The 21,768-nt window shown below is 46.2% G+C and carries 17 protein-coding genes; 10 read left to right on the plus strand and 7 right to left on the minus strand.

Features of this window, described 5'->3' with window-relative positions:
• Positions 1-12 precede the first annotated feature (12 nt).
• The gene (locus R1T46_RS12675; RefSeq protein ID WP_317305640.1) at positions 13-1,053 is read left to right on the plus strand and encodes a polysaccharide deacetylase family protein; all 1,041 of its coding nucleotides are present in this window, start codon (positions 13-15) and stop codon (positions 1,051-1,053) included.
• Here the strand turns inward: R1T46_RS12675 and R1T46_RS12680 are convergent.
• Together R1T46_RS12680 and R1T46_RS12685 are read right to left on the minus strand one after the other, a co-directional pair.
• Entirely contained in the window at positions 1,014-2,183 is a 1,170-nt protein-coding gene (locus R1T46_RS12680; RefSeq protein ID WP_317305642.1) for a hypothetical protein, read from the minus strand. The two genes, R1T46_RS12675 and R1T46_RS12680, sit on opposite strands and share 40 nt — an antisense overlap.
• A gap of 8 nt (positions 2,184-2,191) precedes the next feature.
• Positions 2,192-3,367, minus strand: coding sequence for an ATP-grasp domain-containing protein (locus tag R1T46_RS12685; RefSeq protein WP_317305643.1), 1,176 nt, complete (start codon positions 3,365-3,367; stop codon positions 2,192-2,194).
• 129 nt (positions 3,368-3,496) lie between these two features.
• Here R1T46_RS12685 and R1T46_RS12690 point away from each other — a divergent pair, with 129 nt between their 5' ends.
• The 7 genes from R1T46_RS12690 to R1T46_RS12720 all read left to right on the plus strand — a co-directional run bounded on the left by R1T46_RS12690 (position 3,497) and on the right by R1T46_RS12720 (position 12,411).
• On the plus strand, positions 3,497-4,120 hold the full coding sequence (locus R1T46_RS12690) for a hypothetical protein (RefSeq protein WP_317305644.1): 624 nt from the start codon (positions 3,497-3,499) through the stop codon (positions 4,118-4,120).
• Complete coding sequence (locus tag R1T46_RS12695; RefSeq protein ID WP_317305645.1) at positions 4,113-5,414, plus strand: O-antigen ligase family protein; 1,302 nt, start codon at positions 4,113-4,115, stop codon at positions 5,412-5,414. Before R1T46_RS12690 ends, R1T46_RS12695 begins: the two co-directional genes overlap by 8 nt.
• Positions 5,415-5,482: 68 nt before the next feature.
• Positions 5,483-6,676 carry a glycosyltransferase family 4 protein gene (locus tag R1T46_RS12700; RefSeq protein ID WP_317305646.1) on the plus strand — a complete coding sequence of 398 codons (1,194 nt, stop codon included), beginning with the start codon at positions 5,483-5,485 and terminating at the stop codon, positions 6,674-6,676.
• Entirely contained in the window at positions 6,673-7,959 is a 1,287-nt protein-coding gene (locus R1T46_RS12705) for a hypothetical protein (protein ID WP_317305647.1), read from the plus strand. The genes R1T46_RS12700 and R1T46_RS12705 overlap by 4 nt, the downstream gene beginning before the upstream one ends.
• Positions 7,960-7,988: 29 nt before the next feature.
• Positions 7,989-9,758 carry a hypothetical protein gene (locus tag R1T46_RS12710; RefSeq protein ID WP_317305648.1) on the plus strand — a complete coding sequence of 590 codons (1,770 nt, stop codon included), beginning with the start codon at positions 7,989-7,991 and terminating at the stop codon, positions 9,756-9,758.
• A 265-nt stretch (positions 9,759-10,023) separates the two neighbouring features.
• Positions 10,024-11,508: a hypothetical protein gene (locus tag R1T46_RS12715; RefSeq protein WP_317305649.1), complete on the plus strand. Its 1,485-nt coding sequence runs from the start codon at positions 10,024-10,026 to the stop codon at positions 11,506-11,508.
• A gap of 51 nt (positions 11,509-11,559) precedes the next feature.
• Entirely contained in the window at positions 11,560-12,411 is an 852-nt protein-coding gene (locus R1T46_RS12720; RefSeq protein ID WP_317305650.1) for a hypothetical protein, read from the plus strand.
• 208 nt (positions 12,412-12,619) lie between these two features.
• Here the strand turns inward: R1T46_RS12720 and R1T46_RS12725 are convergent, their stop codons facing one another.
• Positions 12,620-13,735: a glycosyltransferase gene (locus R1T46_RS12725; protein ID WP_317305651.1), complete on the minus strand. Its 1,116-nt coding sequence runs from the start codon at positions 13,733-13,735 to the stop codon at positions 12,620-12,622.
• Entirely contained in the window at positions 13,732-14,763 is a 1,032-nt protein-coding gene (locus tag R1T46_RS12730; RefSeq protein ID WP_317305653.1) for a polysaccharide deacetylase family protein, read from the minus strand. Before R1T46_RS12730 ends, R1T46_RS12725 begins: the two co-directional genes overlap by 4 nt.
• Positions 14,764-14,890: 127 nt before the next feature.
• Between R1T46_RS12730 and R1T46_RS12735 the strand changes: the two genes are divergently transcribed.
• Together R1T46_RS12735 and R1T46_RS12740 are read left to right on the plus strand one after the other, a co-directional pair.
• Positions 14,891-16,027: a glycosyltransferase family 2 protein gene (locus R1T46_RS12735; RefSeq protein WP_317305654.1), complete on the plus strand. Its 1,137-nt coding sequence runs from the start codon at positions 14,891-14,893 to the stop codon at positions 16,025-16,027.
• A 24-nt stretch (positions 16,028-16,051) separates the two neighbouring features.
• Complete coding sequence (locus R1T46_RS12740; protein ID WP_317305655.1) at positions 16,052-17,209, plus strand: DegT/DnrJ/EryC1/StrS family aminotransferase; 1,158 nt, start codon at positions 16,052-16,054, stop codon at positions 17,207-17,209.
• Here R1T46_RS12740 and R1T46_RS12745 read toward each other — a convergent pair.
• From R1T46_RS12745 to R1T46_RS12755, 3 genes are read right to left on the minus strand one after another with little or no spacing between them, the layout of a single operon-like run.
• Complete coding sequence (locus tag R1T46_RS12745; RefSeq protein ID WP_317305656.1) at positions 17,200-18,096, minus strand: hypothetical protein; 897 nt, start codon at positions 18,094-18,096, stop codon at positions 17,200-17,202. The genes R1T46_RS12740 and R1T46_RS12745 overlap by 10 nt on opposite strands.
• A gap of 19 nt (positions 18,097-18,115) precedes the next feature.
• The gene (locus tag R1T46_RS12750; protein WP_317305657.1) at positions 18,116-19,936 is read right to left on the minus strand and encodes an ABC transporter ATP-binding protein; all 1,821 of its coding nucleotides are present in this window, start codon (positions 19,934-19,936) and stop codon (positions 18,116-18,118) included.
• Positions 19,933-21,090, minus strand: coding sequence for a glycosyltransferase family 4 protein (locus R1T46_RS12755; RefSeq protein WP_317305658.1), 1,158 nt, complete (start codon positions 21,088-21,090; stop codon positions 19,933-19,935). The genes R1T46_RS12750 and R1T46_RS12755 overlap by 4 nt, the downstream gene beginning before the upstream one ends.
• Positions 21,091-21,768 lie beyond the last annotated feature (678 nt).

The following is a 21,768-nucleotide window of genomic DNA, read 5'->3' on the forward strand; positions in this document are numbered from 1 at the left end:
GGGGGCGAGACAATGAAGTCTGTCATTCTGAAGGTCGCAAATCTCGTGGGCGAAACAGGCCTCTATCGGTGGCTATGCCCCGGGCGTGTGCCCGTCTTCATGGTGCATAGGGTCACCAACGGCAATGATGATGTGCCGGGCGAAATGACGGCTGACAGGCTTCGGAGCTATCTTCGCTATCTCTCCCAGCGAGGATACCGGGTGCTGACCATGGATCAGCTCTGGCTATTCCTTGATGAGGGCAGGGCGGTCCCGTCCAAGTCTGTTATGTTTACCATTGATGATGGCTTTGCTGATCACCACGATGTTGCTGCCAGCGTGTTTGATGAGTTTGGTTTCCCGCTGAATTTCTTTGTCATCACCGGCTTGTTGGATATGCAGCTCTGGCCCTGGGATGATCACATAGCGTATGCGGCGAATCTTACCAGCATCCGAGAGGCCAACCTCCGGCTCCCGTCTGGTAGCGAATATTCCGTTAATCTGGCTGAGACCAGCGTAAAACGAACCACCCGCGAGATTCGGAATGCCCTGAAGGTCGTCAATCAGGAACGTATCTATCAGTGGCTACATGCAGAGTTCTACCCAAAATTGGAGGTTGATTTCCCCGACACGATTCCCCCGGAATACCGGCCAATGTCCTGGGACGACGCAAGATCACTGCATGAAAGGGGGCATGGAGTCTATCCCCACACATACTCACACCGTATCCTTTCAGCGCTATCGCTAGAAGAAAAACACCGGGAGATCAACGACGCCCGCCGAAGAATAGAACAGGAACTGAAGTATACACCTGAAGTATTCGCCTATCCGACTGGCCGATTATCGGATTACGATGCCGTCGATATAGAGGAACTGAAACGGACTGGCTTTAAAATGGCATTCAATACGGTGCCGGATTACATCAAACACGGCTATTGCCAATATGAACTCCCCCGGTTTTCCTTGCCCGAAACCACTGGCGACTTCCTCCAGATCGTCAATCGGCTTGAAGCACTAAAAGAGAACGCGCCGATTCAGCCAAGTTTCTGCCGTAACTTTCTCCTTACCCGCTGAACAATGTCCCTCACTGAAGCCCAGGCATACCGAAAGGCCGGTTGTGGGTCTTTCCAATAAAGCAGTGCACCAATACGCCGGCGATGCAACAGCACCACATAGCGGAAGACAATAGAAAACAATCGTTCCTTGTCTTCAAGTCGGGCGATTAAATCCCCGAAGAAATTCCAGTACACGATATTGTTTTTCTGGGGTACAGGCACCATTTCATCGCCGTAGGCTGCCTGAGTACAGGCCAGAATGTTGTTGACTCCACACCGAGTATCAAACCAGTTGCACATTCCCAGTCGCGGGTTAGTTTCAATATAGAAGTAGGAATCGGAATCTCGGTCTTTCTTGAACTCGATCATCGCGGGGCCCGTGTAATTCAGGGCTTTTCCAATTTTTGCGCATTCGTCACGAAGCGTATGGTTGTCTTGGCTAATCGCCAAAGAGGTAACCCCATAGTGAGAGGGCATTGTCCCGAGGCGTTTGAACACGAAGCAAGCGCTGAGCTGTTGATTCTGATCAAAGGTCACATTACACACCCATAGGTGATCGTCGGCCCCCTCAATGATTTCTTGAGCAATAAACCGGTCCAGACGTTGACTGAACTCCATTCTGAACGCATTTAGTTCGGATAGAGAGGCTACAACACGGTTTTTCGACCCCAGCAGTTCATAATCCCGAAAGGTTCGCGGTTTAATAAGCAGGGGAAAAGACTCGGGAAAGTCGGCCTCTAGGCAATAATAGGTTTTCGGAAGGGTAATTCCTCCTTCTTCCATGTATTTGCATTCCAGATATTTGTCGTTTAGAACTGCGGTTGTATCTGAAGAGGGTACGATCAGGTGCTGCCTGGAATAACCCTCCAGTTTTAGCGTACTAAGAAGCTCAGCTCCGAAGTCTGAACAGGCAAACAGAACACCTGCTCCACCTTCGTTTCTGTACAATTGATCAAGAATAAGACGAAGGTCCCCCGAAGAAGGGTTTTTTGGCAAAAGAAAGCGATATTGACTGAATCTACTATAATTGCATAGATCAGCATTGTTGGTCAGCAGGGTATAAGTTTTCAAGCCCGCGAGGGCGGCGGAGCGAACTGCGCCGAGGCCATTCAAACCGTTGGCAAGAATAATAACGTAGGGCTGGTACATGTCTGTCGTCATTTCTTCAGTGCACGGAGGTATTTCTTAAGTTCAAACCAGGCCGGGGAGAGATCATTCCATCGATTGACTTCATGCTGAGTATGGAAGCCTGGCTTTAAAAATCGAAGGGTCTCAAAGATCTTATCCCTTATAGAATAGGTTGATAAGGGCGCTTTGAGTACTAAATATAGCCTATCCAAATCCCCTAGAAGCCATCGTAAGCGGCGATACTTCCAGTCGTCCGTCGGGACTTGTCTACCAGTACTAATCAAGTACAGCAACCAGGGGAAATCAACCCCAGAATCAATTGCGAGTTGCAGTGAGCCCCAGAACCTCGGGTTGATTTCCATCAGGTACCCGATCCCATCCTCAGTGAATCGGAATTCGACCATAGCTACTCCGTGCCAGTGAACGTTCCGCAGAAGCTTTTCAGCTGATATTCTTAATTTTTCATTAATTGCGGAGGATTCACTCAGTACACTGACTCCACCTCCGGGAGGTTTTTCGCGTATCCTGCGGTGAGCAAAATAACGGACAGGTTCGCCGCGATCAAACAATGCGAAAATGCCTTGGCCTTGCCCCTTGATGAAGGTCTGCAGTGCAAACGGAAAGTTGAAGAACGAGTGCTTTTTCAGGGCCGCAAGGGCTTCTTCTTTTGACCAAGCGACAATAACTTGCGTAGAGACTATTGTCTCATCCAACAGGATCTTCGATTTGTATGGTTTCAGTACGACTGGATAATTATTGATGGATCCAAGGGCGTCCAAGCCCTCCTGTACGTCTCGGCATACAAGCGTTTGAGGCGTGGGCACCGCAAGACGCTGCGCCATTGCGAATAGTTCATTCTTGTTTGCTATCTGTTCGACAGCGCCTGTACCCGGGAAGGGCAGAATCACTGGCTCCGGGAGCTCCGTTCGGTACTTCAGTAAAACGTATGTAGTAGCTTCGGTGATGGGTAGTAGAAAGGTGACGCCGAGTTTTTCGATCTGAAACAGGACGCTTTCAAAGAACTGTCTTGGGTTATCAAAAGGATCTGGGTAGTTCAGGCGATGTGAGCAATATTGGGATGACCCTGCCAACGATTCTGGACTTGTCTCACCAACGGCCACCCAAAGACCTTTCGATCCAAGTGATCTGAGGGCTGCTAGAGCAGCACGCTGGTTTCCGTCAAACACTAGAATTCGGTGATCCATTTATAGCAACATCCTGATTTTGTCGCATTTTTGGTTTGTTAGCGTGATTATCCTGCATAAGGGCGGCAAATTCCATGGAAGTGCATTAAAATCAGCTCATGGTAAGATGCTGGCCAACGGGGGCAAATCATGGACAAGAACGCTCAGGATGGGGCATCGACGGTGCTCAACAAGTTATTTGGAGTCATAAAGGGTTACCAAAAGGGAGATTTGACGTTGGACCGTCTGGTTTATGAATGGTTTGGATCGCGAAGTGGCTTTTTAAAGTATATAAAACATTGGTTTTTAGCTCAAATTGGGAGATATCGGGAGTTTACCCTTGAGCCGCCAGAGAGAAATCGTCGAATTGTATTCATATGCGATGGAAATATTTGTAGGAGCCCGCTTGCGGAGGTTTACGCCCGTAGTCTTGGGCGCAAAACAGCTTCATGCGGATTCTGTTGTGCCTATGGCTTTCCCGCCGATCCAAGAGCAGAAAGTTTTGCCAGCTCCCAAGGTCTGTCGCTTAAAGAGCATAGAAGCCAGAATATCACGGATTTTGAATTCCATGAATCGGATTTCGTTGTAGTGATGGAACCCTCTCATCTCAATCGTTTTCATGAACTTTTTGGGAAGAAGTATCCAGTTGTTCTCGCTGGTAACTACTGCAGACATCCAAACCCCTATATCCACGATCCCTATAATTGCTGTGAGCAGTTCTTTGTTCGCTGCGAACAGAGGGTAATAGAGGCGGTACGAGGGATCTGTGGTTAAAAAGCGTAGAATAATAACTGATGAAGATTTCTACTCGCTACGCGTTGGACCTATTTGGCAACATCTCAAAAGTGAGAGTTTTGCGTTTTGGATGGTCTGCGCGTATTTTTTTCTTGAGTACGTTCGTCCTCAGTCAATCTACCCCGTAATAGATATCCTTCCCTGGACGCAGTTGGCGGTAATCGGGGCAATCCTTGGATGCTTCACAGACAAAACGGTTCGCTGGGTATCCTCACCGGTTAATGTCCTGTTAATTATATTTTTTCTGGTAATAATAGCATCTAGCTTTTTCGCCTATTTCCCAGATGTTTCGTATAAAAATATCGACAAATACTATTTGTGGATAATTATTTATTTCATAATAGTGAATATCGTTAATACTCGTCGTCGGTTTTTTATTTTTATATGTATATTTTTGCTAGCATCCTTTAAGCTGTCGCTATCGTTGTCGATAATTTGGGCCAGTCGGGGATTTTCCTTTACGGATTGGGGGTTAATGGGGCCTCCTGGCTTTTTCCAAAATTCAGGTGAGTTAGCGATACAAATGCTCGTCTTTTGGCCTCTAGCGTGGGCATTTGCCCATTTCGTAAAACCACATGTGTCTAGGCGTTGGTATCTCGCTCTTTTGCTTATGCCAATTACAGCCATCATGGTCATTTTGGGCGCCAGCTCACGTGGAGCGCAGCTTGCGCTAATTTTTCAGCTCGTCGTGATGAACTATCGGTATGTATTCAATCCAAAAATTTTTATTTCGGTTGGACTAGCGCTCACTCTTATTTGGAATTTTCTACCTGAAGAGCAAAAACAACGTTTTGAGACGATGGGGGAAGACGGAACCTCGCGGCAGCGTTTGCTCTACTGGGAAAATGGTATTGAAATGATTCAGGAGAATCCAGTTCTTGGTGTTGGTTATTATAATTTTGCGCCCTATTTTGAGCGATACCACCCAGAGGATTTGTTAGTTGAGAGAGCTCAACTTCCGCATAATATATTTATTCAGATTGGAACGGATGCCGGCATGCTGGGTTTAGTTATCTTTCTAAGTTTTATTTTTATGGCATATAGATTGGGAAGACGACTAAAAGCCGAAAACTACGGACTAAAGGCTGAGGACTGCGATAATAGACTAGCGCTAATTGGAACCTGTATGAATCTTTCCATACTCGGTTTTGTAGTTGCAGGCCAGTTTGTTACAGTGGCGTACTATCCGTTTCTGTGGGTCCATCTTGCTCTTGTTGTAGCGCTAAACAACAGCTTAAAAGTGAAAGGAAAGTTGGGACAAGGAAGATCATGAAGATACTCTGGCTATCGCACCTAATACCATACCCTCCTAAAGGCGGTGTGTTACAACGGACCTTCAACATGGTTAAAGAGGTTGGAAAGTATCATGACATCAATCTTTTAGCATTTAACCAAGCAGACTTACTTTCAGCAAGTCTTCCTGAGCATGATGAGCCAATTGATATTGCCACACGCGAATTGCTGAAACATGTAGGTTCCATAAGTGTATTTGATATTCCAGAAGACTCGAATTTCGGAGGCCAATATTTGACAGCATTAAAAGCGTTGTTCCGTGGAAGCGCCTATAATATGGAGTGGCTTAGATCGGAAGAGGTTAGGCGATACATATCGAAGCTTCTTTCAGAATTCTCCTTTGATGTGGTGCATATTGATACCATTAGTCTCTGCGTTTACGCCGACCTTTTTAAGGGACTTCCAATTGTCCTTAACCACCACAATTTTGAATCAGCGATGCTCAGCTCAAGGGCAAGAACGGAAAAGAACATAATAAAGCGCCTCTATTACAGGTATGAGGCTTCGCGGTTACTGAAGAGTGAAATCGAGTACAGTAGGCAGTCGAACCTCAACCTTACCTGCTCCGACGATGATGCTGAGGTTATGGCAGAAAGTATTCCCAACTGTCGGTTTCTCTCTGTTCCGAATGGGGTAAACGTCTCATACTTTTACCCAAATGCGTCAGTCGAAGTATTAGAAAAGAGCATTGTTATTGTCGGTGGACTTTCCTGGTATCCGAATCGCGAAGCAGTGGAGTATTTTATCCGGGAGATCTGGCCGCTGATCAAAGCCCGTATTCCTGACATGAGAGTAGATGTCATTGGTCGGGGACCGACCCGTGAAATGGTAAAGCTTTCTGAAAGCGACAAGTCATTTCATATCCACGGATTTGTTGATGACGTTCGAGACTATCTCTGGAGAGCACACTTCTATCTTTGCCCTATTCGTACTGGTGGCGGCACTAAGCTAAAGATACTGGATGCACTTGCAAGTGGGTGCTGTATTATTGCCGATCCGTTCGCTTGCAAAGGCATCAAGGTTCATAACGGAGCTGAGATTGTATATGCGGAAACACCGAAAGATTATGTGGACGAGATTGTAAATCTTCTTGAGAATAAGGACTATGAGTTGAGTCTAAGAGAAGCGGGTCCTCAACTTATTCGAAATCATTACAGCTATACAAGTATCGGAAAGCGGTATTCAGACGAACTCGACAATTTGATAGCCCGGTCGAGAAAGCTGAACAGGAGTAGTTTATGAACTCAGCGTTAGCTCGAAAGATTTTTGAAGCCGGTGCTAAAGTCAGAAATCCTTCTCTGTTTCGGCAATACGACTATCTGAAATCTACAGAATGGCTTTCTGGAAAGGAACTCGAGCAAATTCAAATTGAGAATGCCGAGAAATTCCTTCGGTTTTGCGGTAAGAATTCGCCGTATTTTCAAAAAATATTCCGAGAATCGAACTTTGCCCCAGAAAAATTTTCAGCCATATCAGATCTTCGTATTTTACCAGAACTGGATAAAGCTACGTTGATCAATGAAAACTCTGCAATTCACGCGAGTAACGTGAATGAAAAGCTTCGACTCGCAGAGACATCCGGAACGTCCGGCGAAGCCCTGGCATTTTACAGAAACGAAAAGTGGGATTCTATAAACCGAGCTGCGCTTATGCGTTCATACGATTGGTATGACGTAAAGCCTTGGGAAAAGAATGGGTATTTATGGGGTTATAATATAAACGCTTCCCAGTCACGGAAGGTTGCTCTTCTGGACGCAATACAGAATAGATTTCGTTTATTTAGATATACTGAGTCCGAGATAAAAAGTTTTTGTCATAAGTTGCATGATTCGAGCTATATATCTGGGTACTCTAGCATGATTCATGAAGTGGCCAAGTGTGTCAATGAGCTTGATTTGGGCCCATTTCCACTAAAAATGGTAAAGGGAACCTCGGAGATGATTCTGGATGCATATCATCCTGAGTCAATGAAAGCATTCGGAAAGAATATAACGAGCGAATATGGAGCCGCTGAGGCAGGTTTAATTGCTTTCGAGTGCCCTGAAGGTGGAATACATGTAAATATAGAGAATGTCATCGTCGAAAAAAATGAAGATGGTGAAGTGCTTGTTACAAACCTTTCGTCTTTCTCGTTTCCTATCATCCGATACAGGTTGGGAGATATAATTACTTTGAGTAATGAGGCGTGTTCCTGCGGTAGGAACCACCCACTCATAAAAGATATCATCGGTAGGAAGGGTGCAAACGTCTATGGCTACCGACAAACCTATCCAGCATTAACGTTTTATTATGTGTTCAAAAATCTAGCTTTAGAAAGTAATATACTTCTCAACTACAAAGCTGTCCAAGAAACTAAAGGGAAAGTTGTTATTTATATTGAAAATAGACACAATCAACGTTATCAAAAGGATATTGATATGCAGCTACGTAGGTACTTTGAGGATGACGTTGAGTTTTCTGTGAGTTACGTGGAACGATTTGTAAATGAGTTGAAGAAAAAGCAGTATTTTGAGACAAGTTTGTAAAATTGTAGCCAAGATACAAGGATCGGGTTATGGCTGTATTCTCCATCGTACCTACCGAAACTTCCACCCCTCACTGGTCGGCTGATGGCCAATATTCTTCTAGAGTAGCGGTTGGCCCACATTATGAAATCCGCTTTGATGGTGAAATTGCGACAAAAATAGACCGGGAGAGATGGATTTTTGTCTGGTATGGCGAGGCAAATACGCAACCAAACTTCGAACGCGTAGTTGATTTGCTCGAATCCGGAGATCATAGCGAGTTGTGGGGTGGGCGAGGGATCCTGATAGCGATCAATAAAATTGAAAGCTGTGTCTATCTTTTCAACGATGGCTATGGTTCGTTTCCGGTTTACTTGGACAACTCAGCTGTGGCAGGCGATGCACTTGTTTCCGATACTCTGCGGAGCTTTGCTGGTCATGGGGTTGACTGGGTTTCGTTCTATCAGTTTCTGAGCTTAGGATATATTTTTGGGCCGTACTCACTTTTCAAAGGCATTTCACGTCTTACTGCAAATAGTGGTTTGAAGATAGAGTTTGGTGGCGATAAAGCAGCAATTTCGCAGTTTTCGTTGAGCAATTTCTGGAGTACTGGCGAAGCCTTACACAGAACAAGCATCGATGATCTGATTGATATCTTCCGCGCTGAAGCGGAAGGGTTTGGCGATACTCAGGTCATGATGTCTGGTGGGTGGGATTCAAGGCTATTGCTTTCTGTTCTTGAGCAAAAGAAGCCGCTTCTATATACCCATGGAGACCTCGAGAGCCGCGAAGTGGCAATCGTTAGAGATATTGCAGAGATGTGCAATCTTGCTCTGGTAGAGCGTGCTTTTTCCCCTGCCGATTTTGGTCCAGACCTAGTGTCGTCGTATTTGAAAAAGAATGACTCCGCAATGTTTACACATTGGCATCAAGCTGGTTTGCATGCCAGGGAAAATAAGCTGATTATAACAGCTGGTACATTTGGCGAAGTCTTAGGCGGTCATTATGGAACTTTAAATACCTTACCTGGTAAAAAGAAATATGCATCTTTGTTGATGCATATGATTGGATTAGGTGCGTTTTTGGATGATGCTCTTCATCTGCACGATCAAGAAACTATATTAGAATATTTGAAAATGTCTAATTATAATGTGTTTTGGTTTCTTGAGAGTGGGCTGGCCGATGAACTTCGTTCTAGAAAAATCATTGAAGAGTCTAATCATCGCTTGGAGTGCGTATTCCAAGGCTATGCAGACCAGGGAATGATAGATGCTCAGGCAATGTTTGAGAGATTTTACACCGAACACCGAGGCGGGCAATATATTAATCTACAACTTACAAATTCTGCGTGTCGGCACAATTTCAGAAATATATTCACAAATAGAGATCTTCTACAATCAATTTCATCAACCTCGTTTTCAAGCCGAGCTCACAATAAAGTCAATAAGGAAATAATAAGAAAACTGAGGCCAGAACTGCTTGATTTTCCAATGGCTGCAACTTTGGCTAATGCCAGGAGACCTCTTTTGATCCAGGAGGGTTCCCGTGGCATTAGGAAACTTGTGGAAAAGAATGATGCCCTAAAATTTGTTTACAGAAGGGTGTCTAGATATGGAGATCGCGGGTTTGGTTGGAATAGTTTCCGTAGCATTGTAAATGAAGATTGGATTATGAATATATCTAATTTTCTATCTAGTGAGCTATGGGATCATTCGGTGCTCAATAAGGCAGCAATGTATAATGGCGCATCAAATATGTATCCTCTTTTTGATATGGTTTCAAAAGCCATAACTTTAAACTATATTATTTCTGAGCATTAAATATTTAGCGACCTATCATTTAATTATTGATCGGTTTAAGTTTATTTTGCTATAAGTGCCCGGCTTTCTATTATTTTTTCATATAAATATTGAGGTACGGTATTAGTAGAAAGTTTAACTAATTTTTTTGTGATCTATCTACAAAATATCTTAATGCCGGGCGATTAATTTCTTAAAGTTAACGTTGCTTAGATTCAAATTTTGATTTTTTTGAGCTAACCTGAAATATGGATACACCGCCTTCGTCAAGGGAAGTCTTACGAACATGATTCTAGAGGTTGAGCGCGCTCCGCGGAGTGCATTTCCCGTATTAGCCTGGGTGGCGAAGTTCGAGTCGGGCAGATCTGACTTTTTGACCGTCTGGTGTGGTGAGTTAGTAGAGAGCGGCTCGGACTTTCTTGTCGAAGGCGTTTGGCCTGGTTCTTTTGAAGACAGAGATTTCGATACGTCCGAACTTTTTTTTGGGAGTGGGCTACGCATGGTTGGAGATGTCGCCCGCTTTGTTAGTTCATGCTCAACAGTTGATCGTCTCTGGTGCCATAGCTACGATGGTGATATCACGATATCTAACTCCCTGCCTTGTTTGCTGAGCACGGCAAAAGTCGATTTGGTTCGAGATGATAACAGTTACGCCAAAGCGGTTGAGACTGTCGTTAAAGGGCGAGACTACCAAAAGACGTTTGCGGTGAGCCGGGGACAATTGACAGTTCACTATTTCCAAAATCTCGAATTATGTGAAGGAACAGTTACCGTCGTCGAAAAAGAGAAGCGAATTGCCCCTTTCCTTACCTTTGATGACTATTCTGAGTTTTTGTTTGGAAGCGCCCAAATGATCGGGGCCAACGCAAGAGACCCTGCAAGGAGTTGGCCTGTAAGCGTTTTGAGCACCATTTCTAGGGGCTATGATAGTCCTGTGGCTTCCTTGCTTGCCAAGCGAGCAGGTGCAGCGAAAGCGTTAACCATTACCTCCGCCCGAAGCATTATTCCTCGTGAAGATTCCGGAGCAAAGATCGCTGCACAAATTGGTTTGTTCTGCGAAGAGTATTCCAGCGGCCGAAAAAATTTCCGTGATGAGCTTTGGTATTGGGCTGCCAATGGAAGCCTTCAGGACATGAACTTTTCTGTATTCGATTACCCGCCGGGGCCGTCTGTGATGTTCACGGGATTTAATGGCGATATGGTTTGGTCGAGGAGTGGCGGGGCTGCACCAAAGGACTATCTCAAGCGAAAGGATTCTACTGGGCTCGGTTTTTGTGAGCATAGGTTGGTGAAAGGCGTTATCCACTGTCCCGTTCCATTCTGGGGTATTCGGCACATTGCAGATATCAAAAGAATTAGTGAGGCCGATGAAATGAAGCCGTGGAGCCTTGGCGGTGACTATGACAGGCCTGTGCCTCGCCGAATTGCTGAAGATGCGGGCATCCCTAGGGCGTTATTCGGGCAGAAGAAGAGTGCCACAACGGTTGACGAGTTGTTGTTAATGCCGATAGGTCATGATCTTGTGGGTGAATACCAAAACTTTCTAAGTCTTCATCACGATAACCTGTATACCGTCCGCTTGCTGTATACATTAAGGGGGCTGGTAGATTTCTGGAGAAGCGTATTTCGGCAGAGGTTTCTGGATTTTTTTGCCCATAATGCCAAGTTTAGGAATAGACCTCGAACGTTCCAGTGGGAGAACTACCTCTTCCCTTGGGCAAATCAATCGTTAAAACCTAGCTATATGTTGGATAAGGATGCCAATGAGTAATCTAAAGGATTGGTTTTTATAAATATACTGTTTACCAATTTGGTGACTAATATGAAAAAGATACTAGCCTTCTCGATAGCATTGTCTACTTTAGGTGCATCATCGGCTCAAGGGTCCACTCTTATAGAAGATGGTTTTGAATCTGGAGATTTCTCAACTAATTCGATGCAGAATGGAGACAGTTTCAGGTGGAGCGCTTCCAATGTGTCAGTGTCGAACGTGACTTCCAGGAGTGGTAGTAACTCAGCCCAGTTCATATTCGGTCCGGACCCTGATGGTGAAGACTCTTGGAGGGAGCTTGGTTTCAGATTTGGGAAACCTGTTTCGGAAATATGGGTAGAATATTGGATATTGTATCCTGACAATTACTACCATCGTTCTCAATCTGGTTCTTCCAATAATAAGTTTTTTCAACTTAACTATAACGGTGCTCCAAAACAGATGTTAACCGTTGAGTCTGCCGTTCAAGGCGGCGGCAATTCAATGATGAGACGGTTCCTGTCTACTACCCAACGACCAGATGGGTCAGTTAATTGGCCTGTTAATGACGACAGTTCGCGCGATTTTATCGGGGGTTCAGGAGAGTTTGCTATTCAAAAAGGTAGCTGGACTAAAATAATGATCCATTATAAATCCGGATCAGACGGAACCAGGAACGATGGTAGAGCTGAAGTTTGGGTCAATGACAAGCTTATTCATGGGCTGGACTGGCCTTTCTGGGAGCCAGACAACGGAGGAATGATTAATGGAGGGTACATTCTAGGTTGGGCAAACTCTGGATTTTCCCAAGCTACTAGGATTTATGTCGATGACTTTAAAATTTACGATGCTCCACCAGATGGTAGCAGCGGCGCACCTTCGAATCCTCCTAGTCCTCCGGCCGAATTCGAGATAGTAAACTGAAAGTAAACACAATGCCGACAGATTACGGCGTAGCTTTAATCTTAGAGGATCTTTTAGGTAGTCAGCGGGTTTTAGTATGTTTTATTACATATTGATATAAAGTTAGCTGATTGGTTATTTGTATTAAAATAAGAGAGGTAAAGAACATGATTGGAGAGACCTTACGTAAGGTTAGTAAACAGTTATGCCTGGTTCACGTGGCGGCAGGTCATTGCTGATATAAGGCTATGTATTTGCATATGTTTTTTTCGAGTTCGAAAACTTGAAGTAGATGGTTGAGGCCAGCTTCAGCCTTCTCTGAGCGATTTTGAAGGGAAGGGGTTAGAATCTCGAGGATGATATCTGCATAACCTTCTGCCTCGTGGCGGTCCACGAGCCAACCGCAGTGGCCATTGTCCAAAACTTCAGGAATGCCGCCGGTGTTGTGTGCAACGACCGGTATTTCTAGGGCGAGAGCTTCCAGCAATGTCATGGGCAATCCCTCGTGGTCGGAGGTCATTAACAGTAAATCTAGCTCTGATAGCGCCTCCATGGACGGATTCATAAAACCCATAAATTTAATGCGATCCGTGACGCCGAGAGTCTTTGCGTAGTTCGTCAACAATTGTTGCAAAGGGCCGTCACCTATAATCACGCCAGTGCACTCAAGGCCGTTCTGATTTAGTAGTGCTATTGTTTGGATAAACAAATCAACCCGTTTTACCGGCACCAATCTGCCGATGATGCCTATCTTCGGGTTTTCGTAGGATAGGTTCCTTTTTCCCGCCCATTGCCTGCGAATGTCGTCAACATCGATAAAGTTAAATATCTTGTGTACTTTGCCCGGGAAAAGAAGTTCTAATTTTTTCTCAAGTTGCGTGGATACCGCAACGACTGCCTGTTGGCGTAATTTACCGAGCACAATGTCAAGCTGGTTTGCGAACCACTTGTGTGGGCGCTTTAGTGATAGCCTGGTTTCGGGGTTGCCATGCACGGTACGAATGGAGCGCGGTGCTCTAGCGAGCTCTTTGCCAAGGATGCCGAGAACATTTTCTTTTGGCCCATGGGTGTGGACTATTTCACTTTCTTGCTCCTTGCAGTGTGCGGAAATTGAGCGTGCGATAGCCCATGGTCCCAGCTTGCTTTCATCGGCCAAGGAAACCGGCATCCCTAGTTCTTTTAGTTTGTCATGGAGTATGCCATCGTTAAAAACGACGGCGGTTGGGGTAATTTGATCAGAAGCCTTCAATGCCCGGCAGAGATTGTAAACCTGGACCTCGGCTCCCGCCCACAAATCACCTGAAACAATGTGGGTGACGACTAGTTTTGAGTTACCTTCGGTCATAAAAGCCCGCGCCCAATCGTGGCCAGTAAGGTCCGGGTACTGTGGCTATTACCGTCGTGGAGGTTAAAGCGATGAAGATCGTAAGGGTTGCACCCGGCCAGGTTCCAGCCGGTTTTGGTGGTGCATGCGGCCTTGTAGGTATCGGAAACCAGGTTTTCGCCCTTGCCGGTTATGTCCCCATTGGGATAACAGAACACCGGTATGGCGGCTTCGCCCAGGGATTTGAGGTCCTGCAGGCAGTCCACGATTTCCTCTTTGAGTGTCTTTTCATCTTTCAGACGGTTCAGGCGGTAATGGTGCCTGGTGTGTGCGCCGTACATCACAAGACCGTTTTGTGCCATTTCAGTCAGTTCAGAGCCGCTGAGAATGGATCTGGAGGTTTCCGTGGGGGCCATATCCGGGTGCGATTTGTAGACCTGTTCAAGGGCGTCAATGATCGTGGCGTCTTCCAGTGATTTTAATCGTGCAATGACGTCGTCGGCTTCCAGAAGGGAAAGTGGGCGATTCCCGCCAGTAGTTGACTCATCAGGCAGGTGAGGTCGCAGCCACTCAAAAGTTGGATCGTTCTCCGGAATGGTTTGTGTAGTCAGCAGGCTGAGCACCTGTTCCGGCCAGAAGGTTTTGCCGGTGTCGATCATTCGGGTGACCAGGAAGATTGTAGCTGGGGCGTTGTGTGCCTTGAGAGTTGGATACGCATGCTGGTAGTTGTCTTGCCAGCCATCGTCGAAGGTGAAGGCAACCGCGAGCCTTGGAAGCGGTTTGCCTTGCCTGTTACGGTCCAACCAGTCGGAAAGGTGGATGGGTTCAGCTCCAAGCTTACGGGCAAACCGGATGTGGTTTTCGAGTGCCTGTGGGCTGGTGACCATGCCCGGTTGCTCGGCGCTACGCTCTGGCGCATCCGCCGGGAGAATTCGATGGTAGGTTAGGATCAGCAGCGTCGACTTTTTCGAGAGGCGAACGCGTAGCCAGCCATAACAGGCCAGCACGGTAAGAGCGCCCGATTTAACAAGGGATCTGAAGAATGCCACGCCTTTGGCCTCCGTCGGCTTCGCCAATGGTTTTGGCTGGTTCGTCCATGTATAGTTTATCGCCATAGAGATTCTGCCAGTAGTGTGCAGAGATGTCATCCACAAGGGTTCACAGGGATTGGGAGCGATGCTGGTTATTCTATTCTGGTTTGCGGCATTTGGAGCACTGTTCAGCTACTTTATTTATCCGTTGATCCTCCGTTTTATGCCCCGTCGCCCGGAATCGGAGCGCGAGCATGCCCAACCCGGGACTCCTCCCGCCGTTTCGTTGATCGTAACAGCCCATAACGAAGCCCATCGAATCAGGGACAAAATTGAGAACTGCCTGGCTCTGGATTACGAAGGCCTGGAAATTATTATTGCCTCGGATGCCTCCAGCGATGAAACCGACCAGATCGTGGGCGAGTACGCGAACCAGGGCGTGAAGCTGGCCCGCGCGGAAGAAAGGAAGGGAAAGGAGCATGCCCAACTGCAGGCGATCAATGCCGCAACTGGGGATATCCTGATCTTTTCGGACGTTGCGACGTCGATTCCTGAAGACGCGATTGGCCGTATGGTGGCTTATTTCAATGATCCCACCGTGGGCGCTGTTTCCAGCGAGGATCGCTTTATCAGCCGGGATGGGAGTGTGGTTGGCGAAGGCGCCTATGTGCGTTACGAGATGTGGTTGCGGGGCCTGGAATCAAAACGGGCAGGGCTTGTGGGGTTGAGCGGTTCTTTCTTTGCGGCCCGCAAGGAGGTATGCCAGGAAAACTGGGATATATATTCCCCCAGTGATTTCAATACGGCCCTGAATAGCGCCCGCAGGGGGCTGGTAGCGGTAACGGCGCCGGACGTCCTTGGATACTATCAGGACGTGGCGGACGCGTCGAAAGAATATCAGCGTAAGGTGCGTACCATTATACGGGGGCTGACGGCGTTGAGCCGGCATCCCGAAGTACTTAATCCGTTCAGGTTCGGCCGCTTTGCGTTTCAGGTATTTGGCCACAAGCTCATGCGCTGGGCCGTTCCCTGGTTTCAGGTGTTGCTGCTGTTGGTCTCTTTTGCTGTTGCGGGAAAAGGCGGGATTTACACGCTGGCGCTGATACTGCAGCTGGCTTTTTACGGATGTGTGGCTGCGGGTCATTTTATGCCTGAGTTGCGGATGCACACCCTCGTGAAGATTCCCTATTTCTTTGTTCAGGTTAATTTGGCTGTTGCCCATGCAACCTTGGGTTTTCTAAATGGACGCAGGATGACGGTATGGACGCCGTCAAAGCGCTAATGGATGGACGTATTTAGGTGGCTTATGATAGGTAAACTTAGGCCCGTTGGCAGCCGGGTGGCTCTTCCTGGTCGTGACGATAGTCTCGCGCTGCCTTGGGAAAAGTTCTACCGGAGCGAGTATATGGGCTCCGGTACTCAGGCTCTCTCCTTTGCCGTCGCTATAGCCATTCAGGGCAAATCGAAGACTCCAGACCCCGAAGTTATTATTCCTGCGTACGGCTGTCCTGACCTTGTTGCTGCAGTTGTTGCCCAGAACGCGAGACCAGTTCTAGTTGATCTGGTGCCAAACTCTCCGTACATGAGCGACGTAGGTATTCGGAAGGCAATTACCTCGTCGACCGTCGCTTTGGTCGCTGTTGGTTTTCTGGGAATGTCAGAGCGTCTCAACCTGCTCGCTGAAATATGCGCTGAAAATAATATACTTCTCATCGAAGACTCGGCGCAGTGTTTTCCTCCTGCTAGCTCCTACAAACCTTTCGCAGATTGTATTGTTCTGAGTTTTGGGAGAGGTAAGCCGATAAATCTAATGGGTGGAGGTGGGTTGCTACTAAGGAGAAGCATGGCGGAGGAAGCAATATCGAATCTTCGTCGTTACCCTGTAAAGGCTTTGACCATTGGAAAAGCCTGGTTTGTTAAGCGGAAAATTTTCAACTTACTCCTGGCGAGGATCCCCTACTATATGTTAGAGAAAATCCCACTGTTAGGAATAGGAGATACCCGCTTTCACAAATTACAGCATCTTTTTAGACTGAGAATCCCAAAAAATTTATTGCTAGCCGGGATCCATAGTTTTTATTCAAGGCCGCAGATTCATTTGCGATATAATACGGAGTTGAAGGTGCTGAATAAATTTGGCTGGCGATGCTTAACGAATGATCTGGATGGAGGCTCGTGGCAGGCTAGCAATCATAGAATGCTTCGATATCCCGTTCTGGCACCCAGCATGGACATGCGTGAGAGAGCCGTGGACGCATTGAACGCAGCCGGGATTGGTGCAAGCCGCTTTTACGGGCAATCCCTTGATCAGGTTGACGGGGTTAGCGAGTGGCTTACGAGGGGCGACTATCCAGTTGCCAAGGATTTTGCGGCGCGTCTCTTTACGCTGCCTACTCACGAGGATGTCAGAAGCGCGGACGTATTTCTTGTAGCTGAAATTCTTTCAGGCCTGCGTCAAGGGTAGGTTGATAGCCCTTTTTCTACTGCCCAATCTATGGAGCAGAACTCGAAGAGATGGTCGACGTAAGCTAAGGCCTGAGATGAAGTCCATAACCCGTTTGTGACATTCGGCCATTTATCCACATCGCGCACATCCACTAAAGACCGCCTATGAAAGCTCGCGATGATGGTCTCGTAGTTAGCGGCTTTCATGGCCATTGCCCTATGGTATCCTCCGCCTCCAAGTAGATATCGATAGTCTCCACCTCGTTTCAGCACTGTAACACCGATGCCTCCTCTTGATAAATCATAGCCATGTTCTTTTATCGAGTCATAAAGAGCGACGGTTCTTCGAAATTCAAGTTCGCCCTTGGATTCCGAAACCGGACCAAAAAACGCCCAACCATCCGAAGGGTAGCTCAGATCTGCACGTCCGTGCTCAGTGTTGTCTTTTCGGTTCCACCAGAGGGTGTCCTGTGTAATCTCTTCTTCGTTGAAAGATGACCATGGTGAGAGGAATATCATATGTGGGGGGAGGTTGTTGAATTTTTCGGGCATGAAGTGGAAACCGAACATGGCTTCTGCTGCGTTTTGTGGACGGCAATGTCTATAAAAGTGATGGAGTTTGCTGTCCGCATAGGTCAAATGTGGATTGGCTTGATATTCAACTATGGTTTCAACAAACGGATGCCAATCTATATGGGATAGCCCCAAGCCGGTAACATGGGTTACTTTTTCAATTGGACAGTGGAACAGCGCCTCCTTACCGCCTTGGCTGAAAAGCAAGGCTTCAATAGGGCAACTAAAAACCTTAGGGATGTCCGATTTGACTTCAATTGCCCGCAGTTCAACTCCTAGTGGTCTGAGAAAACTGTTGATGATTACTTTTGCTCGGCTCTTAATAGTGCGCATATACTAGATACTGATAAGGTTACTGGATTAGAGCGTTGTTTTTTAGTTCAGTTGGGTCGGCATTAATAAGATGTCTGAAGGTTTCTGAGTGATTCGCCAGCTCCTCATAGCTGCCTTCTGACTCGACTTTACCGTTATTGAAGACGAGAATGCTTTCTGCCCGTTCAACCGTTGTCAGGCGGTGGGCAATCATAACTACGGTATGAGTTTTCGCTAAATCAACGATATCTCTCATTATGTTACGTTCCGTAACATTATCTAAGGCACTTGTTGCTTCGTCAAAAATTAGTATAGATGGATTCTTGTATAGTGCTCTTGCAATTCCTATTCGCTGCTTTTGACCCCCACTGAGACGAGCGCCTCTCTCGCCCAATTCGAAGTCAAACTTGCCATCACACTGACAGATGAAATTGTATATGTCAGCAAGCTTGGCGGCTTTTACAAGTTGGTCTTCATCTATTTCATCTGACGGTACACCAAACGCTATATTCTCACGAAAAGATGCATCAAGAATGAATATGTCTTGTGCAACATAGCCGATTTTTTTTCGCCAAGATCTGATGTTTCTTTTATCAAGATTCTCATTCCCTACTTGTACATAACCGCTATCAGGAATTATCAGCCCAAGTAAAATGTCAACCGCTGTGCTTTTACCTGCACCGGATGGGCCAACAAATGCTGTAATAGTGTTTTGTCTAATGCGAAAGTTGCAATGCGATAAAGCTGGTATAGTGCTGCCCGGATAATAGAAGCTGACGTCTTCAAACTTGGTGTCTCCTTCAGGTACCGGATCTGCCCCTAGGTTCTTGAGGCGATTATTGTAGGATTGGCTCCTCTCAATCTCATCATTGATATCGATAACTACAGACGCGTTGGCTTTGATCTGAGAAAAAGATTTGTAAATTTGTTGTGCAGCTGGGAGAAGCTTATACCCCGCCATAGCATAAAGACTGATAATACTTAGAGCCTCGCCCGCAGTGCCTGAGGTCAGTATTATGTATATTGAAAGCCCTAGGATGGCAGAAAATACGACAGTTTCTACAACAAACTTTGGGAGGTCGCCCGCTAATGATATATATGCAGACGCTGATAGACCAGTTCTGGTGATTTCGTCAATTTTGTTTTTGTAGTATGACTCGTTACCTTTGAGCTTTACCTCTTTGATTCCGGCAATGCTCTCATTCAGATATCTGAGCTTCTGTCGATTGAGATTCGTTATAATTCGACCTTTTTGAACTACCTGAGAGCGGATGCTTCTGAAAATAAGAAAGTAAACCGAGCCGACAATAAATGTTGCAATAATGGCAATATTAATATCGATTAAAAGTAATCCTGCAACTATTAGTATGGCGATAAAAAGCTGTGATATCAGCATTAAAAGTGGTTGAACCACCATGTATACCATTCTTGGAATTTCCTGCGTTACCTTGGAGGTAAGCCTGCTACTGTTGTTCATTGCAAAAAAGGTGAAATCGTTGTCCAAGTAAGTATTATAAACAGTTTTCTGTACATGAGCACCAATCGCCATTGAGGTTTTAAATAGCCTCCATAGTGCATAAGAAGAAACGGCATTTCCGATGAGAAGAAGAATCACAACAGAGAACGCGTAGGTGATCATGAACCGAGTAGTAGATTCGAAAGGATAGGAAGAGAACATGAAGGACAAAATATTATTGTTCTCAATGGCGCCAGGGTCACTGATCATTGTAATAAACGGTGCAATCGATGCGATACCAGCGACTTGAAGCACTGCTGCCACTAGAAAGAGAATCTGAAGGAAGGCCAGCTTAACCCGGTTTTCTTTACCTATCAGTTTGAGCAGGGATTTTATTAAAGTCATTGATGTCCCTCTTTGGGCATATGCAAGCTCTCCTGATAACAAAATTCTGTCGACAAGGTTTGTCCTATACGTTCCACTTGTTTTGCTATTGAAAAATTGGTTACCGCCCTCAGCCTGGCCGCCTTCGAATGTCTGTGATGCAGCTTTGGATCATCAAGATATCGCTGCCACAGAGAAGCCAGAATCTCAGAATTGCCTGGTGGGAAGGAGTATCCGCAAACGCCGTCATCAATGGTTTCCTTCAAGCCTTGCAATTCCGAAACAATCAACGGTAGCCCTGAAGACAACATTTCAACGCTGGACATAGTAAAAGAGTCCCAACCTGTCGAGGCAATGGTTCCAATATAAGCAGAGCGCATCAGTTGAGGAACATCTTTACGGTAACCAGCGAAAGTAACATGTTCCAATGCTTGGCTGGATTGGAGCATGCTTTCGTAAGGTTCACTTTGATTACCTTTGTTCCCGCATATAAGAAGATGAAACGGCTCAAGTTTTTTCCTCTTTTCCAGCTCAAGCATCGCATTTATCAATACTCTAACACCTTTTCGTTCCTCCATGTGTCCTGAGTAAAAAATGATCTTTCGAGTTTCCGGGATGTTGAAAAGCCGGTAGGCGGATCGGTCATGAGGATCGGGATAATAGGTGTCAGTGTTTACACCAAGGGGAATCACTGTCGTTCTGGATTTGGGGACTCCTCGACCGTGTGTAGCGGTTCTGAGCATCGCATTGGATTCGAAGATGAAGAAATCTGGTGCGCTACGAGCTTGGAGAATCCACTGGAAGCGTCTCAGGAAAAGCTTCAACCCTGAGTTTATCGAGCTCATACTGGCTCCCCAGTAGGCGACGACCTTTTCAACGTTCATCGCGCGAGCAGCGCGCACAACAGGTGATGGGTAGGGTAGGTCGAAGGCAAGGATTGTGCTTATCTGATACTCTTCAATGATGTTACGCAAGTTCATTGCATCGTTCTCAGAATAGTAGTCTAACTGAAACGCCTGCGGTTCCTTGTCAGCGACTTCCTTGTAAGACCACAGAATATTCTCTTCAGAAAAGCCTGCTTCGGTCGCGGCTTGTTTAAAGGCCTTCTCCAACGAACTGATGGCATAGCCCGTGTCTTGTTTGCAATGAAACATGATAAGTATGGACGTTCGCATCAGTATGTACCTGTTATGCTGTCAAGAGCCGAAACCGTTTGACTTTCGCTCTGATTAGCGTGGCGCGAAGCTTGGCTGCTAGCTCTGTTCTACCTGAAATTCTGGGTTAAAATCTTTGCCAAATTGTGGAGCGCAGGCTATCAGGGTATCGGTATAAATTAAACGGATGCTATGATACTTGCTCAACTTCTTTGAGTCACCAATTGGGCGTCCAAGCGAGTTGTTGGTAACCGACATCGATTGCTAGCTAGAGAGGCCAACTTACTTTGAGCCCTTACTACGGTTTCCAGGTTGTTCTCGAGACGCAGTGTCATCCGATCAGGTGACCAATTTGCGAGCACATGCACGGCTGGAAGCCCCGAAAAACCATCGACTCAAATCAGTTTGTACGTCAGTCACTGGAGCTTGCAGTATGGATCCTTGCTAGGAGTACCTTCACATAGCTTATTAGGCAAAGGGAGATGTGGCAAAGCTATGTGTTTAAGGACAACCAGTATGTTAATCACATTTTTGGGTGTGGAAGTCGAATAGAGCTTGCCGGAATGATAGCGAAAAGATAGTCTTCGAATAAATAATTAATTCAGTGGATATTACTATGAACATTGTTGTACCTGTGAGCGAAAATTTTCTGGGAGTGCTCGAGGCTCAAAGTTAAAGTCTCATATCAGTAAATCCTCC

It is taken from the genome of Marinobacter salarius (assembly GCF_032922745.1).
Lineage (GTDB): Bacteria > Pseudomonadota > Gammaproteobacteria > Pseudomonadales > Oleiphilaceae > Marinobacter.

Excerpts from the sequence above, each read along its gene's own strand:
- R1T46_RS12675 (WP_317305640.1), top strand. The coding sequence starts at position 13 with ATGAAGTCTGTCATTCTGAAGGTCGCAAATCTCGTGGGCGAAACAGGC.
- R1T46_RS12680 (WP_317305642.1), bottom strand. The coding sequence starts at position 2,183 with ATGTACCAGCCCTACGTTATTATTCTTGCCAACGGTTTGAATGGCCTC.
- R1T46_RS12685 (WP_317305643.1), bottom strand. The coding sequence starts at position 3,367 with ATGGATCACCGAATTCTAGTGTTTGACGGAAACCAGCGTGCTGCTCTA.
- R1T46_RS12690 (WP_317305644.1), top strand. The coding sequence starts at position 3,497 with ATGGACAAGAACGCTCAGGATGGGGCATCGACGGTGCTCAACAAGTTA.
- R1T46_RS12700 (WP_317305646.1), top strand. The coding sequence starts at position 5,483 with ATGGTTAAAGAGGTTGGAAAGTATCATGACATCAATCTTTTAGCATTT.
- R1T46_RS12705 (WP_317305647.1), top strand. The coding sequence starts at position 6,673 with ATGAACTCAGCGTTAGCTCGAAAGATTTTTGAAGCCGGTGCTAAAGTC.
- R1T46_RS12710 (WP_317305648.1), top strand. The coding sequence starts at position 7,989 with ATGGCTGTATTCTCCATCGTACCTACCGAAACTTCCACCCCTCACTGG.
- R1T46_RS12715 (WP_317305649.1), top strand. The coding sequence starts at position 10,024 with ATGATTCTAGAGGTTGAGCGCGCTCCGCGGAGTGCATTTCCCGTATTA.
- R1T46_RS12720 (WP_317305650.1), top strand. The coding sequence starts at position 11,560 with ATGAAAAAGATACTAGCCTTCTCGATAGCATTGTCTACTTTAGGTGCA.
- R1T46_RS12725 (WP_317305651.1), bottom strand. The coding sequence starts at position 13,735 with ATGACCGAAGGTAACTCAAAACTAGTCGTCACCCACATTGTTTCAGGT.
- R1T46_RS12735 (WP_317305654.1), top strand. The coding sequence starts at position 14,891 with ATGCTGGTTATTCTATTCTGGTTTGCGGCATTTGGAGCACTGTTCAGC.
- R1T46_RS12740 (WP_317305655.1), top strand. The coding sequence starts at position 16,052 with ATGATAGGTAAACTTAGGCCCGTTGGCAGCCGGGTGGCTCTTCCTGGT.
- R1T46_RS12745 (WP_317305656.1), bottom strand. The coding sequence starts at position 18,096 with ATGCGCACTATTAAGAGCCGAGCAAAAGTAATCATCAACAGTTTTCTC.
- R1T46_RS12750 (WP_317305657.1), bottom strand. The coding sequence starts at position 19,936 with ATGACTTTAATAAAATCCCTGCTCAAACTGATAGGTAAAGAAAACCGG.
- R1T46_RS12755 (WP_317305658.1), bottom strand. The coding sequence starts at position 21,090 with ATGCGAACGTCCATACTTATCATGTTTCATTGCAAACAAGACACGGGC.